Source organism: Agromyces chromiiresistens (genome assembly GCF_029167465.1).
Lineage (GTDB): Bacteria > Actinomycetota > Actinomycetes > Actinomycetales > Microbacteriaceae > Agromyces > Agromyces chromiiresistens.
The window spans coordinates 827,950-847,869 of the sequence record NZ_JARFNL010000001.1 but is presented as its reverse complement, the minus strand read 5'-3'; the positions used below and the strand labels follow the sequence as shown (position 1 = coordinate 847,869).

The following is a 19,920-nucleotide window of genomic DNA, read 5'->3' as shown; positions in this document are numbered from 1 at the left end:
AAGGGGTGCTGCCGCTGCGACTCGCGCAGCAAGCAGGCGTACCGGCCCAGGCGTGCGGTCGGTCCGTGCCAGTCGCTCCCCGATGGGAATCCATCTCAACGCCAGTCGCGACGACGCAAGCATAGCAATGGATGCCTCCTGCCGCCGCCGCTCGCGACGTGACAAGGCCGTCGGGATGCGGCACCGGGAGCCGGCGGCTCTTCCGCACGCCCGTCGTCCCGTGGCAGGATGTCCGACGAGACGATTTCGTCAAGATTCCTGTCTTTCGATTGGGAGGGGCAAAGATGCCGAACGCCGCCGTCCGCACCGCCGTGGCCGTCGCGACGGCATCGCTCCTCGTGCTGTCGGGCTGCTCGGCTGAATCGGACGCGAAGGCCGAGTTCTCCGGCATCGTGCCGGCGCCCGCGCGGTTCGAGCTCACCGACCGGGGCGCATTCACCCTCGGCGAGCGCACCCGGCTCGTCGTCTCCGGCGACGGCGCCGCCGCCGTCGCCGAGACGTTCGCCGCACCGCTCCGCACCGCGACCGGGTTCGAGCTGCCGGTCGAAGAGGGCGCGGCCGAGGCATCCGACATCGAGCTCGTCATCGACCCCGAGGTCGAAGGCGACGAGGGCTACACGCTCGACAGCGGCGCCGACGGCGTGCGGATCGCCGCGTCGGCACCCGCCGGACTGTTCTGGGGCACCCAGTCGCTGCGGCAGATGCTGCCGGGCGAGATCGAGGAGGCCGACCCGATCGAGCCCGAGGGCGGCTGGCAGGTGCCCGCGGCCTCCATCGTCGATCGGCCGCGGTTCGCGTACCGGGCCTCGCTCGTCGACGTTGCGCGCCACTTCTTCCCCGTCGACTACGTCGAGCAGCACCTCGACCGCATGGCGCTCATGAAGATGAACGTGCTGCACCTGCACCTGACCGACGACCAGGGCTGGCGCATCCAGATCGACGCGTGGCCGGAGCTCACCGGCATCGGCGCGTCGACCTCGGTCGGCGGCGACGGCGGCGGCTTCTACACGAAGGACGACTACCGCCGAATCGTCGACTACGCCGCCGACCGGTTCATCACCGTGGTGCCCGAGATCGACCTGCCCGGGCACACGAACGCGGCGCTCAGCGCGTACCCCGAGCTCAACTGCGACGGTGTCGCGCCGAAGCCGTACGAGGGCGTCGAGGTCGGCTTCTCGTCGCTGTGCGCCTCCCCGGCGCGCGCGGAGGCGACCGATCGCTTCCTCACCGAGGTGCTCGCGGAGGTGGCGGAGATGACGCCCGGCCCGTGGATCCATGTCGGGGGCGACGAGCCGCTCGCGACCGAGCCCGACGACTACCTCGACCTCGTGCGTCGCATCACGGCGGCCGCCGCGGCGACGGGCAAGACCGTGATCGCCTACCACGAGATGGGGGCCTCGACCGAACTGCCGCCCGGCACGATCGGGCACTACTGGGACCTGACCGCCGGCCACGAGATGCCGGCGAACCGGCGCGGCGAACCCGCGCGCCCGTATCCGGAGTCGGCCGGCCAGGCGCATGCGTTCCTCGAGCAGGGCGGCAGGCTCGTGCTCGCGCCGGCCGACAAGACCTACCTCGACATGATGTACCCCGACCGTCCGTCGGGCCCGCTCGGCACCGAGCTCGGCACGCGTTGGGCCGCCACCATCACGCTCGAGGAGGCCTACGGCTGGCAGCCCGAGGCGACGATCGACGGGCTCGACGAGTCCGACATCCTCGGCGTCGCCGCCTCGGTCTGGACGGAGACGCTCTCGAACGCGGCCGACTTCGAGTTCATGGTGTTCCCACGCATCGCCGCGATCGCCGAGGTCGGCTGGTCGCCCGCAGACGCGCGCGACGAGGAGGGCTTCCGTTCACGGTTGACGACGCTCGGCGCCCACCTCGACGGGCTGGGCGTCGCCTACCGGGAGGTCGGCGGGGTCGACTGGCCCGGCTAGCGGCGGATGCCTCGGGGCCGACCCCGAGGCATCCGCCGTGCGCGTGCGGGCCGAGGCGGCCCGCACGCGATCTCAGCCGCGACCTGGCGCAGGCGAGCTCGCGACCGGGGAGACGTGCCCGACCAGGTCGGTGGCACGCGCCTCGAGCGTGTGGCGTCCCGGGGCATCGACGACCACATCCTCACCGTCCCACGCCGTCCAGGAGCCGCCGTCGAGGCGGAACTCGACGCTCGCGATGCCGGCGCCGTCGTCGTGCGCCTCGATCGTGAACCGCACCGGACTCCTCGGGCTGCTCACCGCGGGCCGGCGGTCTGCACCGACCTCCACCGACGGTGCGACCGTGTCGACCTTGACGATGCCGTATCCCGCGACCCGCCGATCACCGACGGTCGCCCGGTACTCGACCCGCTGCTCGCCCTGTGCGCCGATCTCGACGGGGCCGTCGGCGGCCGACCACTCGCCGTCGCCGATCCGCACCTCGACGCCCGAGGGCGCGCCCTCGGTGCCGCCGGCGGCGAAGCTCGCGCTCGGGGCGGAGGTGTACCAGCCGTCGGGGCCGTCGGGGGCCTCCGGCGAGAGTTCGGCCGAGATCCATGCCCCGGCCTCCGCGATCGACGGCACCGTGAGCTCGAAGAGGCTGAGGTACGGGCTCAGGTTCTTCGCCGTGACCGTCACGCGGACATGGCGTGCGTCGACCGGCTCGAACGCCACGGTGTCGACGCGCGCCCCCGCGGCCTGCCCGGTCATCGTCGCGGCGGTGGTCCAGGTCGCCCCGTCGTCGGAGACCTCGACGACGTAGTCCTTCGCCGAGGCTCCCTCCCAGGCGAGCACGACCTCGCCGAACTGCTGCTCCGACCCGAGGTCCACGGCGATCCACGGCTGTGCGACGTAGTTCGCCGACCAGCGCGTCTTGTCGTCCCCGTCGATCGCGAGGCTCGGCGGGAATGCTGCGGCCTCGACGCCTGAGGCGGTCGCCGTGGCGCCGCTCGTGAGCGGCTCGGGTGCGAAGACCGACATCCGCCAGGCGCCGAGGTCGCCGCCGTCGGCGCGGATGTCCTGCACGGCGACGTACCGCGCCGACAGCGAGCCCAGCTCGACCGATGCGGCGGTGCCGTCCACGTCGTCGGCGACCTGCTGCCAGAACACGCCGTCGTCGGAGACCGCGACGTCGTAGCTCGCCGGCGCGATCCCGGCCCAGTCGACCTCGAACCGGCCGACCGGCGCCGCCTCGGCGAGTTCGATCCGGACGTCCGCCGTGTCCTCGGTCGTCGCCCACCGAGTGAGGGCGAGACCGTCGGTCAACGACTCGGCCGGCGTGCCCTCGCCGCTCGACGACGCGGTGACGGCCGCCCCGAGACTCAGCTCGCCGGACCGCGCGACTCCCGTCTGGTCGATCGTCGTGAGCCCCGGACCCGAGCCGATCCGCCGCTGCACGGCGACGAACTCGCCGTACGACCGTGTCGGGGTCTGCGAGTCCCAGGTCTTCTGCGCGATCACGGGGAAGGAGTCGCGCACGAGGCCGTGCACGTCGAGTTCGGTGTACTCCTCGTGCACGAGGTCGTTCCAGACCGCGAACATCGCACCCTCGGGCGCCCCTTCGGGCACGACGGCCGTCGAGCCGAGCCGGTTGGGAAGCCACGTGGCGTAGAGGCCCGCGTTGTTCAGACCGTTGCCGTGGTAGTAGTTCGCGAACGGCACGACGTAGAGGTCGCCGTCGTTCGTGTTGATGTAGCGGTACCCGTCGGCCTCGGCCTTGGCCATGCCGTACCAGCCGTTGTTCCAGGCGTTGATGATCACGTCGCGGTCGTATCCGTCGGCCGAGCCGTGCATGACGCTCATGCTGCCCCAGGCCCGCGGCTGCTTGCCGAGCGAGCGGATGTGCTCGGCCATGGTGTTGAAGAACTCGCGGTACTGGTCGGCGCCCGAGCGCGGGTACTCGTCGGCGCCGAAGTGCACGTCGGGGCCCTCGAACCAGGGCACGAACTCGTCGAAGACGGCCTTGATCGTCTCGGTCGACTCGGGCTTGGAGAGGTCGAGGTGGTCGGAGTCGCCGCCGTTGAAGCCGAGTTCGGGCTTCCATCGGATGAACGAGCGCGAGTGCGCCGGTGCGTCGATCTCGGGGATGATCACGACCGCGTGCGCGGCCGCGGTGTCTTCGAAGCTCTGCCAGTCGGCGCGGTCGTAGGCGCCGTCCTCCGACGCGAGCCCGGCGAACGCGGGGTCGTCGCTCTTCAGCCGGAAGCCGTCGTACGCGTCCTTCCAGCCGCCCGCCGGGCGGGCGATCTCGTTGTCGTTGAGGTGGATCTGGAACTCGTTGAGCTTGTACCAGCTCATCATGGTGATGTAGTCGCGCACGAACTCGGGCGTGAAGAAGCGGCGCCCGACGTCGAGCGAGAATCCGCGCACGCCGTGGTTCGGCCAGTCGACGGTCTCGCCCGCGGGCAGCGAGTTGCGCTGGGGCGACTGCACGAGCCCCTGCAGCACCGTCCGCGTGCCGTAGAAGGCGCCCTGCGAGGCCGGGGCGACGATCTCCACCCCGTCGCCGTCGATCGTCAGCCGGTAGCCCTCGGCGCGGAACAGCTCGCCGCCGTCGGCGTGCTCGAGGCCCGGGTCGAGATCCAGCGTGAGGTCACCGGGGCGCGCATCGGCGCCGACCGCGACCTCGGCCGCGAAGCCGGTCGTGGCCTCGAGATCGTCGGCGAACTGGCGCGCGACCGACTCGAGGTCGGCGTCGGCGACGATCCGGCTCTCGGCGCCGAGGACGAAGGCGCCCTCGCCCCCGGTCCACGTCTGCAGCGCGGGAATGACCTCGGGGGCGTCGTTGGTCGCCGCCTGCGCCGGCGCGGGGGTCGTCGCGAGCAGTCCCGCCATCAGCCCGAGCGCCGCGATCGCCGCCGCGCCCCTTCGCCGAGCCGCTCGATGCGTACTGGGAGTTCGTGTGCCGCTCACCCTGGACCTCCTCGTCCTCGTCAACTTCATTGAGTAAACAAACTAAGTTGGCTCGAACCTAGGAGATGCCGGCGGTCCCCGTCAAGGCCGGGATTCCCCGGGGCCGTGCCCCGACGATCGCCGTGAACGACGAGGGCGGACGACTCGGGTCGGCCCCGAGGCATCCGCCCTCTGCACTACGACGAGCGCCTACTTGACGCTGCCCGCCGTGAGGCCGCCGACGAGGCGCTTCTCGATGAGCATGAACAGCACGACGACGGGGATGATCGCCACGATCGACACGCCGAACACGTACTGCCAGCTCGTCGAGTACTGGCCGACGAACTTGGTGAGCGCGACCGACATCGGCTGGTTGCCCGCCGTCGAGAGGATGACGAGCGAGGCCGCGAACTCGTTCCAGCAGGCGACGAAGGTGAACACGATCGCGGTCACGATGCCCGGCCAGACGAGCGGCAGGTTGATCTTGAAGAGCACCGTGAGCCGGCCGGCGCCGTCGATCTGGGCGGCCTCGTCGACCTCCTTCGGGATGCCCGCGAAGAAGGAGTGCATGATCCACACGGCGAACGACAGGTTGAACGCCGCGTTGATGAAGATCATCGCCGCCCAGGTGTCGATCATGCCGAGCGCGGTGAACTGCCGGAACAGGCCCGAGGTGAGCACCGCCGGCTGCAGCATCTGCGTGACGATCACGAGGAAGAGGAACACGAAGCGGAACGGGAACTTGAACCGCGCCGTGTAGTACGCCGCGGGCAGCGCGACCGCGAGCACGAGCAGCGTCGCGAAGACCGAGATCACGATCGTCGAGACCATGTTCTGCGGCAGCGGCGTCTCGGGCGTCGACCACATGTCGAGGTAGTTCTCCCAGTGCCACTCCGTGGGGAAGTAGGTGGGGTCGACCGACAGGATCTGCGACTTCGTCTTCACCGAGCCGAAGAACATGATGAGGTACGGCACGATGAAGACCGCGAGCACGATGAGCCCGGCGAACATGCGCAGCAGCACACGGCCGAGGGGCACCTGGTCTTTGGTGTAGCGACGCTTGCGGGGCGGGGTCTGGCGGCCGGATGCCCCGTGGCCGGCGTCGCTCGCGAGCATCGCGCGGGTTTCGGTGACGGTCACGGTCAGACCTCCTTCATGGGCTTGACGACCTTCACGTACACCGCGACGATCACGATGACGATGACGAACGCGACGACCGAGAGCGCGGACGCGACGTCGACCTTGTGCTGGTTCTGGATGTACTTGAAGATCATCGTCATGATCGTGTCGGCGTCGTAGCCCGGGATCGACCCGGTCATCACCCGCAGGATCGGCAGCGAGTTGAAGACGTTGATGATGTTGATGAGCACCGCGACGCTGAGCGCCCCGCGCAGCTGCGGCAGCACGATCGTGAAGTAGGTGCGCACGGAGCCAGCGCCGTCCATCTTCGCGGCCTCGAGCGTGTCGCCGGGCACGGTCGCGAGTCCCGCGAGGATCGTGTAGGTCGTGAACGGCAGCGACACGAAGATCGCGACGATGATCGACCACATGAACGCGGTGGTCGGGTTCTTCGTCCAGCCGTAGCCCTCGGGGGTGTCGACGAGTCCGATGTCGACGAGGAACTTGTTGATGATGCCGAAGTACGGTTCGAGGCCGTAGTAGACGACCATCGTCGTCATCACGACCGAGGCCGCCCACGGGATGATCACGACGAGCCGCACGAGCTGTCGGCCAGGGAAGGCCTTGTTGAGGATCTGGGCGAGGCCGAGCGAGATCACGACGGTGAACGCCACGACCACGACGACCCAGACGATCGTGCGGAAGAAGATCGGCCAGAAGTACGGGAACTGGAAGACCTCGACGTAGTTGTCGAAGCCGACCGAGCCCTTGTCGAGCCCCGAGAGCGAGATGTCGCGGGTCGAGTTGTAGAACATGACGACGGCCGGGAACAGCACGACGCCGAAGATGAGGATCAGCGCGGGGGTGATCCAGGGAAGGGCGGCGGCGAGGTCGCGGCCGCCGGGCTTGCCTCGGCGGGCGGGCTTCGCGCCCTTCCCGCCTGCCGGCGATCCCCCGGAACGGGGGCGGCCTGCGGCCGCCCCCGTCGGGTTCGGTGATGCGTCGGTCGTGGAGCTCATGGTGCGAGGATCACCGAACCCTTTCCGTGTGGGATCGAGGCGAGCGTCAGCTCGCGTCGACCTGCGCCTGGATCTCGGTCAGCACGTCCTGCGCGGGCTTCGACTGGATCTGGCCGAACAGCGACTTGAACGCGCCGTCGGTGGCCTGCCACTTGGGGTTCGAGCTCGGGTAGAACTGCGCGTCGGGCAGCACCTCGAGGAACGGCGCGAGCGCCTCGTCGTCCTTCAGCTGCTCGGCACCCGACTTGGTGACGGGGAGGAAGCCCTCGGCCTGCACCCACGGCACGTACACGTCGGCCGAGTAGTAGTAGTCGAAGAACTTCTTGATCGCGTCCTGCTTGTCGCCGTCGTTCTGGAAGGCCATGAGCTGGTCCATGACGCCGAGCGTGAAGGGCGAGCCGTCCTTCGTCGGGATCGGGACGATCGAGTAGTCCAGGTCGGGGTTGCCGTCCTCGATCTGGCCGACGGTCGGCGGGAGGCCGACCTGCATGCCGATCTTGCCCTGGACGAAGATCTCCATGAGCGGGGTGCGGTCGGTCGAGCCCGGGTCGGCCTGCGTGGCGCCCGCGTCGATCATCTTCTTGATCTGGTCGGCACCCGGCAGGTTCTCGGGGATGTCGACCGTGATCTCCTCGGCGTCGCCGAAGGTGCCGCCGCCGCCCCAGAGCCACACGGCCGCCTCGGCCTGCGCCTCTTCCGAGCCGAGCGGCATGCCGTAGCCGGCCACGCCGCCGCCGAGCTTCGAGATCTTGGTGGCCGCGTCGAGCAGCTCGTCCCAGTTGGTCGGCGCAGCGCTCACGCCGGCCTGCTCGAGGAGGTCGTTGTTGACGAACAGCGCGCGGGCCGAGGCGATGAGGGGCAGCGCGTACGCGGTGCCGTCGACCTCGGCGTTCGCGAGGAACGAGTCCTGGAAGTCGCTGTAGGTGTCGTCGGAGACGACGTCCTTCGTCTCGTAGAGCAGGCCGTCGGCCGCGAAGCCGGCGAAGGGGCCGCCGTTGTAGATGTCGGGGGCCTCGCCGCCCTGGATCTTCGTCGTGATGACCGACTCGAGGTTGTCCCACGACTGGACCTCGAGCTTGACGTCGATGTCGGGGTTCTCCTTCTCGAAGCCCTCGATGACGGTGTCCCAGTTGTCCTGGGTGGCGTCGGAGTAGCTCGGAACGAGCATGTTGAGCGTGGTCTTGCCGGAGGCGTCGCCGCCGTCGCTGCCGTTGCCGCCGCCGAAACCGCACGACGCGAGCGTCAGCGACGCGGTGGCCGCGAGCGCGATCGCGGCGCCCAGGCGCAGTGACTTCTTCATTGAATGCTTCCTCACTCTGGTGGTCGGCGCACCGGCGGCGAAGGGTCACGCGCCAGTGCGTTCGCTCGAAAGCTGCAGTGATCGTGAAATCAATTGCAGTTTCATGAACGTTTCGTCGAACAAATGATCAGGTGCGTTCATTCGACGCTGGGCAATCTATTCCGGATGCCTCACGGCCGTCAAGCCGCGGAAGCCATTTGTTATCAGATTTTGTTCAGATCCCTCACAAACCCCGTGTTTGCGGGGTAGTGATGGGAAACGATCTTTTCAATGATCGCTGGACACGGATTGCAGTCATCTGCAATCATTGCTGCGTCAGTGCCCTGCGTCGCCGGGCCCGCCCCACCGACTGGAGATCCCGTGACCGTGCCCAGCGCATCCGCCCCCGCCGCCCACATGGCCGCCGAGCTCGCCTCGCAGCCCGAGACGTGGGCGCGCGCGGCCGAGCTGCGCGACGAGCAGTCGCGCCTCCCCCGGCGCGGCGAGCGCATCGCGGTCGTCGGCTGCGGAACCAGCTGGTTCATGGCGCAGTCGTACGCGTGGCTGCGCGAGTCGGGCGGCCACGGCGAGACCGACGCGTTCGCCGCCTCCGAGGCGTTCGCGCTCCGCGGCTACGACGCGGTCGTCGCCCTCACGCGCTCCGGCACCACGACCGAGGTGCTGCAACTCGTCGAGGAGCTGCGCGGCGAGGTCCGCACGGTGGGGGTCATCGGCGACGCCTCGTCGCCGCTCGTCGGCCTCGTCGACGACGCGATCACCCTGCCGTTCGCCGACGAGCAGTCGGTCGTGCAGACCCGGTTCGCGACGACGGCGCTCGCCCTGTTCCGCGCCTCGCTCGGCGAGGACCTCGCCCCCGCGATCGCCGATGCCGAGCGTGCGCTCGCGAGCGACCTCGACCCCGCGCTCGTTGAGGCGGACCAGTACACGTTCCTGGGCCGCGGCTGGGGCGTCGGCCTCGCCCACGAGGCGGCGCTCAAGATGCGCGAGGCGTCGCAGTCGTGGACCGAGTCGTACCCGTCGATGGAATACCGCCACGGGCCGATCGCGATCGCCGCGCCCGGCCGGGTGACCTGGCAGTTCGGCGAGGCACCCGAGGGCCTCGCCGCCGATGTGGCCGCGACCGGCGCCCGGTTCGAGACGAGCACGCTCGACCCCATGGCCGACCTCGTGCGCGCGCAGCGCGTCTCGCTCGCCCGTGCGCTCGCCCGCGGGCTCGACCCCGACCAGCCCCGCAATCTCACGCGGTCCGTCATCCTCGAGGGCTGACCCGATGACCGCCGAGCCGATGAGGGAGGACCCGGCTCCGCTGGGTCCCGGCGCCGCCGTGCTCGCATTCGACGTCGGCGGCACCGACACCAAGTCGGGTCTCGTGGATGCCTCGGGCCGGGTGCTCGGGCTCCGCCGCACGCCGACGCCGCTCGACGCGGGCGACCCGGCCGGCGCGATCGCGCGATCGTTCGCCGAGCTCGCCGACGCGCTCCGCGCCGACGCGCCCGGCGTCGTCCCGGTCGCCGTCGGCGTCAGTGTTCCGGGGCTCGTCGACGAAGTGGCCGGCATCGGCATCTTCTCGTCGAACCTCGGCTGGCGCGATGCGCCCATCCGCGACCTCGCCGAGGGCGCGCTCGGCCTCCCGGTCGCCTTCGGGCACGACGTCCGCGCCGCGGGCGACGCCGAGCACCGGCTCGGCGCGGCGCGCGGCTACGACGACGCCGTCGTGCTCGCGATCGGCACGGGCATCGCGAGTTCGATCCTGATCGGAGGACGTCCGTACGCCGGCGGCGGCTACGCCGGGGAGTTCGGGCACTCGCTCGCCGACCCGGCGGGTGAACGCTGCGCGTGCGGGGCGATCGGATGCCTCGAGACGATCGCCTCAGCCGGCGCGATCGCGCGCCGGTACGCCACCGCGACCGGTCGGCCGGTCGCGGGCGCACGGGCGGTGCTCGCTGCCGCGAGCGCCGGCGACGCCACCGCGCGCGGCATCTGGGACGACGCGATCGAGGCTCTGGCCCAGGCCCTCGCACGACTCGTCGCGAACCTCGCTCCCGAGGCCGTGGTCATCGGCGGCGGCCTGTCGCAGGCCGGCCCGGCGCTGTTCGACCCCCTGGGCGACCGCCTCGACGCGCTGCTGAGCTTCCACCGGCGGCCCGTGCTCGTGCGCGCGTCGCTCGGCGACGATGCGGGCCTGCTCGGCACGGCGCTCGCCGCGCGCGACCTCGCGGCATCCCATGGTTCGGAGAACGACGCGCGGGTGCCCCGCCGCCCCGCCGAGGAGACGGCATCGTGATCCTCACCGTGACGGCGAACCCCGCCGAAGACCTCACCTGGCACGTCGACGCGCTGCGCCCCGGGGAGACCCACCGTGTGCCCGCGGGAGTCTCGCGCGCGGGCGGCAAGGGCCTCAACGTCGCGCGCGTGCTCGCCGATGAGGGCCACGACGTGCTCGCGCTCACGACCGCCGGGGGCGCAGCCGGCGACCGGCTCGTCGCCGATCTCGAACGCAGCGGCATCGCCCACCGCACCGTGACCGTCGCGGGCGAGACCCGGCGCAGCCTCGCGTTCGTCGACGAGGCGAGCGGCGAGACCACGATCTTCAACGAGCTCGGCGCCCCGCTCGAGGCCGCGGAGTCCGCGCAGTTCCTCGCCGAGGCCACCCGGCTCGGTCGTACGGCCTCGGTCGTCGCCGTCTCGGGCAGCCTGCCGCCGGGGCTCGACCCCGCCGATCTCGCGGCCCTCGTGGCGGAGCTCGTCGCGGCCGGCACCGCCGTCATCGTCGACACGAGCGGCCCGGCGCTCGTCGCGGCCGCCCGTGCCGGTGCGACCGTGCTGAAGCCCAACCGCGACGAACTCGCCGAGGTCACCGGCCTCACCGACCCGATGGCGGGCGCCCGCGTCCTCATCGAGGCCGGTGCCCGCCTCGTCGTCGTCTCGCTCGGTTCCGACGGGCTCATGGTCGTCGCCGCGGCGGAGGCCGGAGGCATCCGCGCCCGCCTCTCCGAGCCGTTGCGCGGCAACGCGACCGGCGCCGGCGACGCCGCCGTCGCCGCGATCGCCGCGGCCCTCGCCGCCGCACCGACACTCGCGACCGACCCGGCCGAGCACGGGGCGCGCGTCGCGCTCGCACGCCGGGCCACGGCGTGGTCGGCGTCGGCCGTGCTCATGCCGCTCGCCGGCGCGCTCTCGCCCGAGCACGCGAGCCTCGAGTCCCGGGTCGTCGTCGAGATCGACGGCGGCCCGGAGACCCCGCTCTCCACCTCCGAACCGAAGGCCACCGCATGACGCTCACGTCCACCCGCACCATCCTCGAGGCCGCGGCCGCCGCCGGTACGGGCGTCGGCGCGTTCAACGTGCTCCACCTCGAGACGGCAGAGGCGCTCGCGGGCGCCGCCGAGGAGACCGGGCTGCCCGTGATCCTGCAGCTCTCGGAGAACTGCGTGCACTACCACGGCGCGTTCGAACCGATCGCACGGGCCACGCTCGCGGTCGCCGAGGCGTCGACGGCGCGGGTCGCCGTGCACCTCGACCACGCGGAGGACGCCGGGCTCGCGCTGCGTGCGATCGACCTCGGGTTCGGCTCCGTCATGTACGACGGGGCGAAGCTCGACTTCGCCGACAACGTCGCGACCACGCAGCGGGTCGTCGCCGCAGCGGCGACGCGCGGCGTGCTCGTCGAGGCCGAGCTCGGCGAGATCGGCGGAAAGGACGGCGCGCACGCCCCCGGCGTCCGCACCGACCCCGACGAGGCGGCCCGCTTCGTCGCCGAGACGGGCGTCGACGCGCTCGCGGTGGCCGTCGGCTCGTCGCACGCGATGACCGAACGCGTCGCCGCGCTCGACCTCGAGCTCATCGCCCGGCTGCGCGCCGCCGTGCCGGTGCCGCTCGTGCTGCACGGGTCGTCGGGCGTGCCCGACGAGACGATCGTCGCCGGCATCGCCGCCGGCCTCACCAAGATCAACGTGTCGACGCACCTGAACAAGGCGTTCACGGGGGCGATCCGGGAGTTCCTCGCGGAGCACCCCGCCGCCGTAGACTCTCGCAAGTACGTCGCGGCGGGCCGCGACGCGGTGCGCATCGAAGCGGGCCGGATGCTGCGGCTCTTCGCCTCGGCCGGGGCCGGGAAGGACGGGATCGGATGAATCGCGCGGAACGGCTGAGCGCCGTCCTCGATCTTCTCGCCGACGGCGGGCAGGTCGAGGTCGAGCAGATCGTCGAACGGCTGAACGTGTCGCCCGCGACCGCCCGTCGCGACCTCGACGCGCTCGCGAGCCAGCAACTGCTCACCCGCACCCGTGGCGGCGCGGTCGCGCATTCGGTCGCGTACGACCTTCCCATCCGGTACAAGAACCAGCAGAACCCCGAGTCCAAGGCCGCGATCGCGCGGGCCGCGAGCGCGATGGTGCCGCGCGGCGCCGTGATCGGGCTGTGCGGCGGCACGACGGCGACCGCGATCGTCGAGGCGCTCATGTCGCGTGCCGACATCATGGAGCCGGCGACCGACCCGAGCCTCACCGTCGTGACGAACGCGATCAACATCGCCATGCAGCTCGCGATCCGGCCCCAGATCAAGACGGTCGTCACGGGCGGCGTCGTGCACGCGCGCTCGTACGAGCTCGTCGGCGCCTACACCGACGCGGTGCTCGGCAGCGTCACGCTCGACTACGCCTTCATCGGGGTCAACGGCATCGACCCGGCGCTCGGCCCGACCTCGCACGACGAACGGGAGGCGGCGGTCAACGCGCTGATGGCGTCGCGCGCGACGCACCCCGTGATCGTCGCCGACTCGTCGAAGCTCGACAAGCGGGCATTCGCGGCGATCGGACCGCGGCGGCTCTTCTCGACGATCATCACCGATTCGGGGGTCACCGAGGAGCAGCTGGCCCGTCTCGCCGACCACGGGTACGACGTTATCGTTGCTTAGGTGAGCACCCCCGACGAATCCTCGCCTGCTTCGACCGTCATCCACTCGGCGCGCCTCGTGTCGGGCTTCGACAGTGTCCCCGACGCGTGGGTGCGGTTCGAGGGCGGCCGCGTCGCCGAGCGCGGGCTCGGCGACGGATGGCGCGCTGCGCTCGACCCGGCGACGAGCGTGACGGATGCCTCGGGGCGGTTCCTCGTACCCGGGTTCATCGACCTGCACTGCCACGGCGCCGGCGGCTTCGCCGTCGACGAGGGCGACGAGGCGATCGAGGCCATCCTCGCGGTGCACAACGCGCACGGCACGACGCGCTCGGTGCTGTCGCTCGTGACCGCTTCCGTCGATCGGCTCGCCGAGCAGGTCGCCGCGATCGCGCGGTTCGCGGCGCGCGACCCGCGGGTGCTCGGTTCGCATCTCGAAGGGCCGTTCCTCGACGACGGGTACCGCGGTGCGCACGACCCGGCGCTCCTGCGTACGCCCGACACCGGGGCGGTCGACCTGCTGCTCGCCGCCGCGGGCGGAACGCTGCGCCAGATCACCATCGCCCCCGAGCACGACGGCGCCGCCGCGGCGATCGCGCGGTTCGTCGATGCGGGGGTCGTCGTCGCCGTCGGGCACACGGGCGCCGACTTCGCGACGGCGCTCGCGGCGTTCGATGCGGGGGCGTCGATCCTGACGCACGCGTTCAACGGCATGCGAGGCATCCACCACCGTGCCCCCGGGCCGGTCGTGGCGGCGATGCACGCCGACCACGTGACCCTCGAGATCATCAACGACGGCGTGCACGTGCACCCCGACGTCGTGAGGCTCGCGTTCTCGGGCGCCCCCGGCAGGGTCGCCCTCATCACGGACGCGATGGCCGCGGCCGGCGCCGCCGACGGCGAGTACGTCCTGGGGTCGCTCGAGGTCGTCGTCGCCGACGGCATCGCGCGCCTGCGCGAGGGCGGATCGATCGCCGGCTCGACGCTCACGCTCGACGAGGCGCTCCGCCGCACGGTCGTCGAGTGCGGGATCCCGTTCGACCAGGCGATCGCGGCGCTCACGATGGTGCCCGCAGCGGCGATCGGCCGAGCGCACGACCTCGGCCGGCTCGATCGCGGCTACGCGGCGGATGCGGTGCTGCTCGGCGAGCAGCTCGACGTGCAGGCCGTGTGGTCGGGCGGCGTCCGGCTGGTCTGATCTCCGGCGGTGCGCAGTCCTGAGCGCTGCCCTGTTCCCGATCGCGTCTGACGAGAGAGGGTGGGCCAGTCGAGAGCGAGGGCGGGGCCCCGAGGCGTGTTCCCCATCGCCTCCGGACCCCAGCCCGATCGAGCGACGCGCCTCCCCCGGCGCGACCGCTGCTCCGCCGGCGGGTACCCGGCGGCCGTCTCGGTCTTCGGGTCCCCGAGACGGCGGTTCTCGGAGGGCGATTCTCACGCCCTCACCCCATGAGACGGGGTCGATGCGGATCTATGACGCGATTCCCGGAGAAATCTGCTGGAATTGGTGACATCCGCCCGGGCGCGTCATGATCAGCCCGTTCTCGCGTCTCTCGGGTGGGCCACCACTCGCGCCCGCGGGTGACGACCCGATCCGCCGACCGCACCCCACTGATCAGAAGGAGCCGCGTGCCCCCCGTGCGCACCGACCATGCCGCCGACGCGGCGCTCATCGAGCGCACCCGCCGGGGCGACTCCGCGGCGTACGGCGAGCTCTGGCAGCGGCATGCAGCCTCGGGCAGGACCGTCGCCCGCTCGTACAGCTCGCTCGATCCCGACGACCTCGTCGCCGAGTCGTTCACGCGCATCTACGACGCGATCCTCGCGGGCAAGGGCCCGACGGCCGCGTTCCGCCCGTATCTGTTCACGACCATCCGGAACACGGCCGCGAGCTGGGGCCGTGCACGCCACGAGACGAACCTCGAGACCCTCGAGTCGTTCGAGGACCCCGAGACGAGCGAGTCGGCGACCCTCGAGGCGCTCGACCGCTCGACGACGGCGCAGGCCTTCCGATCCTTGCCCACCAGGTGGCAGGAGGTGCTCTGGTACAGCGAGGTCGAGGGGATGACGCCGCAGCAGATCGCTCCGCTCGTCGGCATGAGCGCGAACTCGACGGCTGCGCTCGCGTACCGGGCGCGCGAGGGTCTCCGCCAGGCGTGGATCCAGGCGCACCTCAAGAACGCGACCGAGCCAGAGTGCCGCTGGACGATCGATCGGCTCGGCACGTACACCCGCGGCAAGCTGCGCGCCCGCGACACGGCGAAGCTCGAGGCCCATCTCGACGACTGCGCCCGCTGCACGATCGTGGCGGCCGAGGCCCGGGAGGTCGGTTCGCGCCTCGCGCTCGTGCTGCTGCCGCTCGCGGCCGGCATCGGCGGTGCGACCGCCTATTCGGCCTGGCTGTCCCAGGGCACGGCCGTCACGACCCTCGCCATGGGTGCCGGCGGCGTGGGCGCTGCAGGAGCCGGCGCCGCGTCGACCGGGACGGCGGGCGCGGCAAGCGCGGCCGGTTCCTCTGGTGCTGCGTCGTCGACGGGAGCCGCGGGCTCGGCCGGTGCCGCCGGCTCGGGGGTCGCGGTCGGCACGGGTGTCGCGATCGGCGCGGGGGCACTGGTGCTCGCCGCGGCGGCCGTCGCGATCGCCGTCATCGCACCGAGCCTGGTCGCGACGAACGATCCCGTCGCCGCTCCCGTGAACGACGCCGTCGGCGAGCCGCCGGCAGCCCCCGAGGCGGCCGAGGCGCCGGCCCCCGCCGCACCGCCCCCACCCGTCGACGAGTCGGCGCCGGTTCCGCCCGACGACGATGCCGTCGCGGACCCCGCCCCTGCGCCGGGCGACACCGAGGCGCGATCCACGCCGCCGGCTCCCGCACCGACACCGTCGCCCACGCCGGCCCCCACGCCGACGCCGACGCCGACCCCCACGCCGACGCCCACGCCCACGCCGACGCCGACGCCCACGCCGACGCCGATCGACACCGAGGCGCTGGCGCCCGAGGTCTTCGAACCGGACACCGGCGGCGGGCTCGTCGAGCCCGTCGTCTCGGGCACCGCCGAGCCCGGAGCGACGGTCACGGTGAGCGCCGGCGCCGGAGCCGCACGAATCGCGGCGACGTCTTCGACCGCGGGCGGCTGGCAGACCACCGCCGACGCCGATGGCGCCTGGTCGCTGACCCTCGACGGCGTGCCTGCAGGCGATTCCGTCTACCGCGCCGTGCAGGTCGACGTGGCGGGCAACCAGTCCGAACCGACCGAGTTCGCGGTGCACCTCGCGACGCCGCCGAGGCTCAAGCTCTTCGTCTGGAAGGGCATCCTCTGGCGCATCGACGTGAGCGACGGGATCGCGGGCGCCGACGCCGATCTCGTCGTCGACGGCTCGACGTGGCACACGTTCACGCTCGACCGACGCGGTTCGGCGCGCTTCCGGCTCGTCGACGACGCCGAGTCGCTCCGGTCGATGACCGTGCGCTACCGCGTCGGCGACCGAGTGGGTCCAGTCGGCCAGGCCACGTCCTCCCAGGACGAGCCGGTCACGGCCTCCCCGAGCGCCGGCTGAGGCCGCGCGCCCGGTAATCTGGGCGGATGACGACGGATGCCGCGCCAGAACGCCTGTACCACTGGGTCGTGACCCTGAGCTGCGTCGACGGACCGGGCATCGTGCACGCGATCTCAGGTGCCATCGTCGCCTCCGGCGGCAACATCACCGAGAGCCAGCAGTTCGCGAGCCTCGACACCGGCCGCTTCTTCATGCGGTTGCAGGTCGAGTCGCCGGCCACCCGTGCCGACTTCGAGGCCGCGCTCGCGCCGGTGACCGAGCGGTGGAGCATGCAGTGGCACCTCGACGAGGTCGGCCGGCCGCTGCGCACGCTCGTGCTCGCCTCGACGGCCGGGCACTGCGTCAACGACCTGCTGTTCCGCCAGCGTGCGGGGCAGCTGCCGGTCGAGATCCCGCTCGTGCTCTCGAACCACGGCACGCTGCGCGACCTCGTCGACTTCTACGGGGTCCCGTTCGAGTCGGCCGCGGTCACGAGCCCCGCCGAGAAGGCCGAGTTCGAGCGGCGCGTGCTCGCCGCGATCGACGAGCACGACATCGAGCTCGTCGTGCTCGCCCGGTACATGCAGATCCTCTCCCCCGAGCTGTGCGAGGCCCTCGCGGGCCGCTGCATCAACATCCACCATTCGTTCCTGCCGGGATTCAAGGGCGCGAACCCCTATCGGCAGGCCCACGCGCGCGGCGTGAAGCTCATCGGGGCGACGGCGCACTTCGTGACGAGCGACCTCGACGAGGGCCCGATCATCGAGCAGAACGTCGTGCGCGTCGACCACTCGCGATCCGTCGCCGAGCTCGTCGCGATCGGCCAGGACGAGGAGAGCCGCACCCTCAGCCAGGCGGTCAAGTGGTTCGCCGAGCGCCGCGTGCTGCTCGACGGCGCCCGCACCATCATCTTCCGCTGAGTCGCGCGGGTAGACTCGAGGGTTGTGAGCAACGCACCCCAGCCCGCGCAGTCCGCCCAGCCGAAGATCGGGCCGAACGACATCCTGCGGTTCTTCCTCGAGCTGTTCGCGATCGTCTCGCTCGGCATCTTCGGCTTCACCGCGTTCGCGCTGCCGTGGCCGGGCATCCTCGTCGGCATCGGCGCCCCCGCGCTGGCGATCCTGCTCTGGGGCCTGTTCCGCTCACCCAAGGCCGTCTTCCGGGTCGACCCGTTCGTGAAGGCGCTCGTCGAGATCGCCGTGTTCTCGTCGGCCGCGATCGCGTGGTGGATCATGGGCCAGCCCGTCGTCGCCGTCGTCTTCGCCGTGATCGCCGCAGTGAGCGGCATCATCAACGGGCGCAAGGAACTGGCGGGCTGACGACGCGACCCCGCTCCGCCTGCCGGGCGGGCGGGGTGCGTGGTCGCTGCCGAGCCTTCAGGCCTCCACGGCCGCCTCGGCATCGGGCTCCGCGCCGCCCGCCGTGCGGAAGTGCCCCACCACGCTGAGCAGCAGCCCGCCGACGGCCCACGCGGCGAGCACGAGCCACGGGAAGGTCGTGTCGGCCGCCGGGAAGTACGAGAGGTCGCGCACGAGCGTCGCGGCGGCGCCCGGCGGGAACCATTGGCCGATCTCGCCCCACGGCTCGGCGATGAACTCCTTCGGGATCGCCGCCGCCGAGATCGGGTTGGCGAACAGCAGCATGACGACGGGACCCACGGCGATGCCGGCCCGGCCGAAGAGGGCGACGAAGCCCGTGATCGGCGCCGCGATCGCTGCGAGGGCGAGTCCGATCGCGGCGGCGTTGAGCCAGTAGTCGCCCTGCAGCGCACCGAACCAGCCCTGCAGGATGCCGGCGAGCACGAGCCCGCCCGCGGCGGCGTAGACCACGACGGCGAGCACCCGGCGCATCGCGCCGATCACCGAGAGCGAGATGGCGATGCCGCCGAGCATGCCGCCGAGCACGAGCGGGAAGAGCGCGGCCGCGAGCCCCGTGCCGCGCGGGTCGGTGTCGGCGAGCGGTACGACATCGGTGACCGCGACGTCGATGTGCGGCGGCGCGGTCGGAGCACCGGCCGCCTCTGCGGCCGCCGCCGCCTGCGCGTTGACGCCCTCTTCGAGGTTCGTCGCGACCGTGCCGAGCAGTTGGGCGACGACGAGGCTCCCGGCCGACGTGGTGAGCACCTCTGGCGCCTGGCCGAGCACCACGGCGCCGTAGACCTCGCGGGTCTCGATCGCGCTGACGGCGGCATCACGGTCGTCGACCTCGACGAACGCGATCGCGCCCGGCTGCTGCTCGTCGACGGCCGCCTCGGCCGCATCGACGGCCTCGGCCGGGCCGGTGATCGCGATCGGCAGGTCCTTCGCCTCCGCCGTGACCGACGGCCACGAGAAGGCGAGCACGATGACCGCGACGACGGCGGCGAGGGCGAGGCCGAGTCCGACGACGCGTGCGATGGGGGTATGCCGGTTCACGGCATCGGCGTGGGGCATGGTCGGCGCCTCCTCAGGGCGAGCGGCCGTGGCGGCGGGCAGCGGCGTTCGGCCCGGCCGGCCCGCCTCATCGGCATCTATAAAACGAATGTTCGTTCTTTATAAGAATGCGCCCGCAGCCTATGCTTGTCAAGAACGTTCATTCTGTTTGCGACGAGGAGGCGACCATGCCGAAGGTCACCGCCGAGCATCGCGCCGCCCGCCGCGACGAGATCCTCGACGCCGCGCTGCGCGCCTTCTCGGAGAAGGGCTTCCAACGCACCTCGATGGCCGACATCATCTCGGAGTCGGGCTTGTCGGCGGGCGCGATCTACGGGCACTTCACCGGCAAGCGCGACCTCGTCGCGGCCGTCGCCGCGCGAACGCTCGAGGCCCGTCGATCCGAGCTGCTCGCCCGCCGCGCCGACGACGGGCGCCCGCTCTCGCCCGGCGAGGTCATGGCCACGATCGTCGACGGCATGCGCCACGAGGGGTTCAGCCGCATCCTGCTGCAGCTCTGGGCCGAGGCCGCGATCGACCACGAGATCCGCGAACTCGTGCAGGGCGTGCTCGTGCGCCTGCGCGAGACGCTGCGCACCCAGCTCGTCGAGTGGGGCGAGGCCAATGCCGACCGCATCGACGGCGACCCCGAGGCATGGGCGGCTCGCCTCACGCCGGTGCTCATCGCCCTCGGGCCGGGCTTCGTCGTGCAACGGCAGCTCGTCGACGGCTTCGACGAGGATGCGTACCTCGCAGCCCTCCCCGAGGCCCTCCCCCACTGA

General features: G+C 71.7%; 16 protein-coding genes and 1 riboswitch. Of the genes, 11 read left to right on the top strand and 5 right to left on the bottom strand.

The genetic code is table 11. The annotated features are described in order from the left end of the window. Positions 1-37 precede the first annotated feature (37 nt). Positions 38-119, bottom strand: a riboswitch (ZMP/ZTP riboswitch). 165 nt (positions 120-284) lie between these two features. Beyond that, the gene (locus tag PX701_RS03770) at positions 285-1,937 is read left to right on the top strand and encodes a beta-N-acetylhexosaminidase (protein ID WP_275505513.1); all 1,653 of its coding nucleotides are present in this window, start codon (positions 285-287) and stop codon (positions 1,935-1,937) included. Positions 1,938-2,009: 72 nt separating this feature from the next. On the opposite strand, the gene PX701_RS03765 is transcribed toward PX701_RS03770, so the two are convergent. The 4 genes from PX701_RS03765 to PX701_RS03750 all read right to left on the bottom strand — a co-directional run bounded on the left by PX701_RS03765 (position 2,010) and on the right by PX701_RS03750 (position 8,303). Further along, positions 2,010-4,886, bottom strand: a complete 2,877-nt coding sequence (locus tag PX701_RS03765) for a discoidin domain-containing protein (RefSeq protein ID WP_275505512.1) — start codon at positions 4,884-4,886, stop codon at positions 2,010-2,012. Positions 4,887-5,075: 189 nt separating this feature from the next. Continuing rightward, complete coding sequence (locus tag PX701_RS03760) at positions 5,076-6,005, bottom strand: carbohydrate ABC transporter permease (protein ID WP_275505511.1); 930 nt, start codon at positions 6,003-6,005, stop codon at positions 5,076-5,078. A 2-nt stretch (positions 6,006-6,007) separates the two neighbouring features. Beyond that, positions 6,008-7,003 (bottom strand): carbohydrate ABC transporter permease, encoded by a 996-nt coding sequence (locus tag PX701_RS03755; protein ID WP_231430199.1) that lies wholly within the window; start codon positions 7,001-7,003, stop codon positions 6,008-6,010. 46 nt (positions 7,004-7,049) lie between these two features. Next, the gene (locus tag PX701_RS03750; protein ID WP_275505510.1) at positions 7,050-8,303 is read right to left on the bottom strand and encodes an extracellular solute-binding protein; all 1,254 of its coding nucleotides are present in this window, start codon (positions 8,301-8,303) and stop codon (positions 7,050-7,052) included. A gap of 396 nt (positions 8,304-8,699) precedes the next feature. Between PX701_RS03750 and PX701_RS03745 the strand changes: the two genes are divergently transcribed. From PX701_RS03745 to PX701_RS03705, 9 genes are all read left to right on the top strand, one after another. Further along, positions 8,700-9,569, top strand: a complete 870-nt coding sequence (locus tag PX701_RS03745) for an SIS domain-containing protein (RefSeq protein WP_231432282.1) — start codon at positions 8,700-8,702, stop codon at positions 9,567-9,569. Between the two features lie 4 nt (positions 9,570-9,573). After that, positions 9,574-10,587 (top strand): ROK family protein, encoded by a 1,014-nt coding sequence (locus tag PX701_RS03740; RefSeq protein WP_275505509.1) that lies wholly within the window; start codon positions 9,574-9,576, stop codon positions 10,585-10,587. Further along, positions 10,584-11,579 (top strand): 1-phosphofructokinase family hexose kinase, encoded by a 996-nt coding sequence (locus PX701_RS03735; RefSeq protein WP_275505508.1) that lies wholly within the window; start codon positions 10,584-10,586, stop codon positions 11,577-11,579. The genes PX701_RS03740 and PX701_RS03735 overlap by 4 nt, the downstream gene beginning before the upstream one ends. Beyond that, on the top strand, positions 11,576-12,436 hold the full coding sequence (locus tag PX701_RS03730) for a class II fructose-bisphosphate aldolase (protein WP_275505507.1): 861 nt from the start codon (positions 11,576-11,578) through the stop codon (positions 12,434-12,436). The genes PX701_RS03735 and PX701_RS03730 overlap by 4 nt, the downstream gene beginning before the upstream one ends. Continuing rightward, complete coding sequence (locus tag PX701_RS03725) at positions 12,433-13,218, top strand: DeoR/GlpR family DNA-binding transcription regulator (RefSeq protein WP_231430194.1); 786 nt, start codon at positions 12,433-12,435, stop codon at positions 13,216-13,218. The genes PX701_RS03730 and PX701_RS03725 overlap by 4 nt, the downstream gene beginning before the upstream one ends. Beyond that, positions 13,219-14,394, top strand: a complete 1,176-nt coding sequence (nagA, locus tag PX701_RS03720; RefSeq protein ID WP_275505506.1) for an N-acetylglucosamine-6-phosphate deacetylase — start codon at positions 13,219-13,221, stop codon at positions 14,392-14,394. It begins immediately after the preceding gene. A gap of 428 nt (positions 14,395-14,822) precedes the next feature. Further along, positions 14,823-16,748 (top strand): sigma-70 family RNA polymerase sigma factor, encoded by a 1,926-nt coding sequence (locus tag PX701_RS03715; protein ID WP_275505505.1) that lies wholly within the window; start codon positions 14,823-14,825, stop codon positions 16,746-16,748. A 26-nt stretch (positions 16,749-16,774) separates the two neighbouring features. Then, on the top strand, positions 16,775-17,647 hold the full coding sequence (gene purU / locus PX701_RS03710; protein ID WP_231430190.1) for a formyltetrahydrofolate deformylase: 873 nt from the start codon (positions 16,775-16,777) through the stop codon (positions 17,645-17,647). Between the two features lie 24 nt (positions 17,648-17,671). After that, a complete protein-coding gene (locus PX701_RS03705; RefSeq protein WP_231430189.1) occupies positions 17,672-18,046 on the top strand; it encodes a YrdB family protein in 375 nt (124 codons plus the stop codon). A 57-nt stretch (positions 18,047-18,103) separates the two neighbouring features. Here PX701_RS03705 and PX701_RS03700 read toward each other — a convergent pair whose 3' ends face one another. Next, entirely contained in the window at positions 18,104-19,159 is a 1,056-nt protein-coding gene (locus tag PX701_RS03700) for a hypothetical protein (RefSeq protein WP_231430188.1), read from the bottom strand. Positions 19,160-19,326: 167 nt separating this feature from the next. On the opposite strand from PX701_RS03700, the gene PX701_RS03695 reads away from it, so the two are divergent. Next, a complete protein-coding gene (locus PX701_RS03695; RefSeq protein ID WP_275505504.1) occupies positions 19,327-19,920 on the top strand; it encodes a TetR/AcrR family transcriptional regulator in 594 nt (197 codons plus the stop codon).

What these genes read in the sequence shown, in the direction of transcription:
- purU (WP_231430190.1), top strand. Translation starts at nt 16,775, where the DNA reads ATGACGACGGATGCCGCGCCAGAACGCCTGTACCACTGGGTCGTGACC.
- PX701_RS03770 (WP_275505513.1), top strand. Translation starts at nt 285, where the DNA reads ATGCCGAACGCCGCCGTCCGCACCGCCGTGGCCGTCGCGACGGCATCG.
- PX701_RS03730 (WP_275505507.1), top strand. Translation starts at nt 11,576, where the DNA reads ATGACGCTCACGTCCACCCGCACCATCCTCGAGGCCGCGGCCGCCGCC.
- PX701_RS03745 (WP_231432282.1), top strand. Translation starts at nt 8,700, where the DNA reads ATGGCCGCCGAGCTCGCCTCGCAGCCCGAGACGTGGGCGCGCGCGGCC.
- PX701_RS03740 (WP_275505509.1), top strand. Translation starts at nt 9,574, where the DNA reads ATGACCGCCGAGCCGATGAGGGAGGACCCGGCTCCGCTGGGTCCCGGC.
- PX701_RS03700 (WP_231430188.1), bottom strand. Translation starts at nt 19,159, where the DNA reads ATGCCCCACGCCGATGCCGTGAACCGGCATACCCCCATCGCACGCGTC.
- PX701_RS03695 (WP_275505504.1), top strand. Translation starts at nt 19,327, where the DNA reads ATGCCGAAGGTCACCGCCGAGCATCGCGCCGCCCGCCGCGACGAGATC.
- PX701_RS03725 (WP_231430194.1), top strand. Translation starts at nt 12,433, where the DNA reads ATGAATCGCGCGGAACGGCTGAGCGCCGTCCTCGATCTTCTCGCCGAC.
- PX701_RS03750 (WP_275505510.1), bottom strand. Translation starts at nt 8,303, where the DNA reads ATGAAGAAGTCACTGCGCCTGGGCGCCGCGATCGCGCTCGCGGCCACC.
- PX701_RS03755 (WP_231430199.1), bottom strand. Translation starts at nt 7,003, where the DNA reads ATGAGCTCCACGACCGACGCATCACCGAACCCGACGGGGGCGGCCGCA.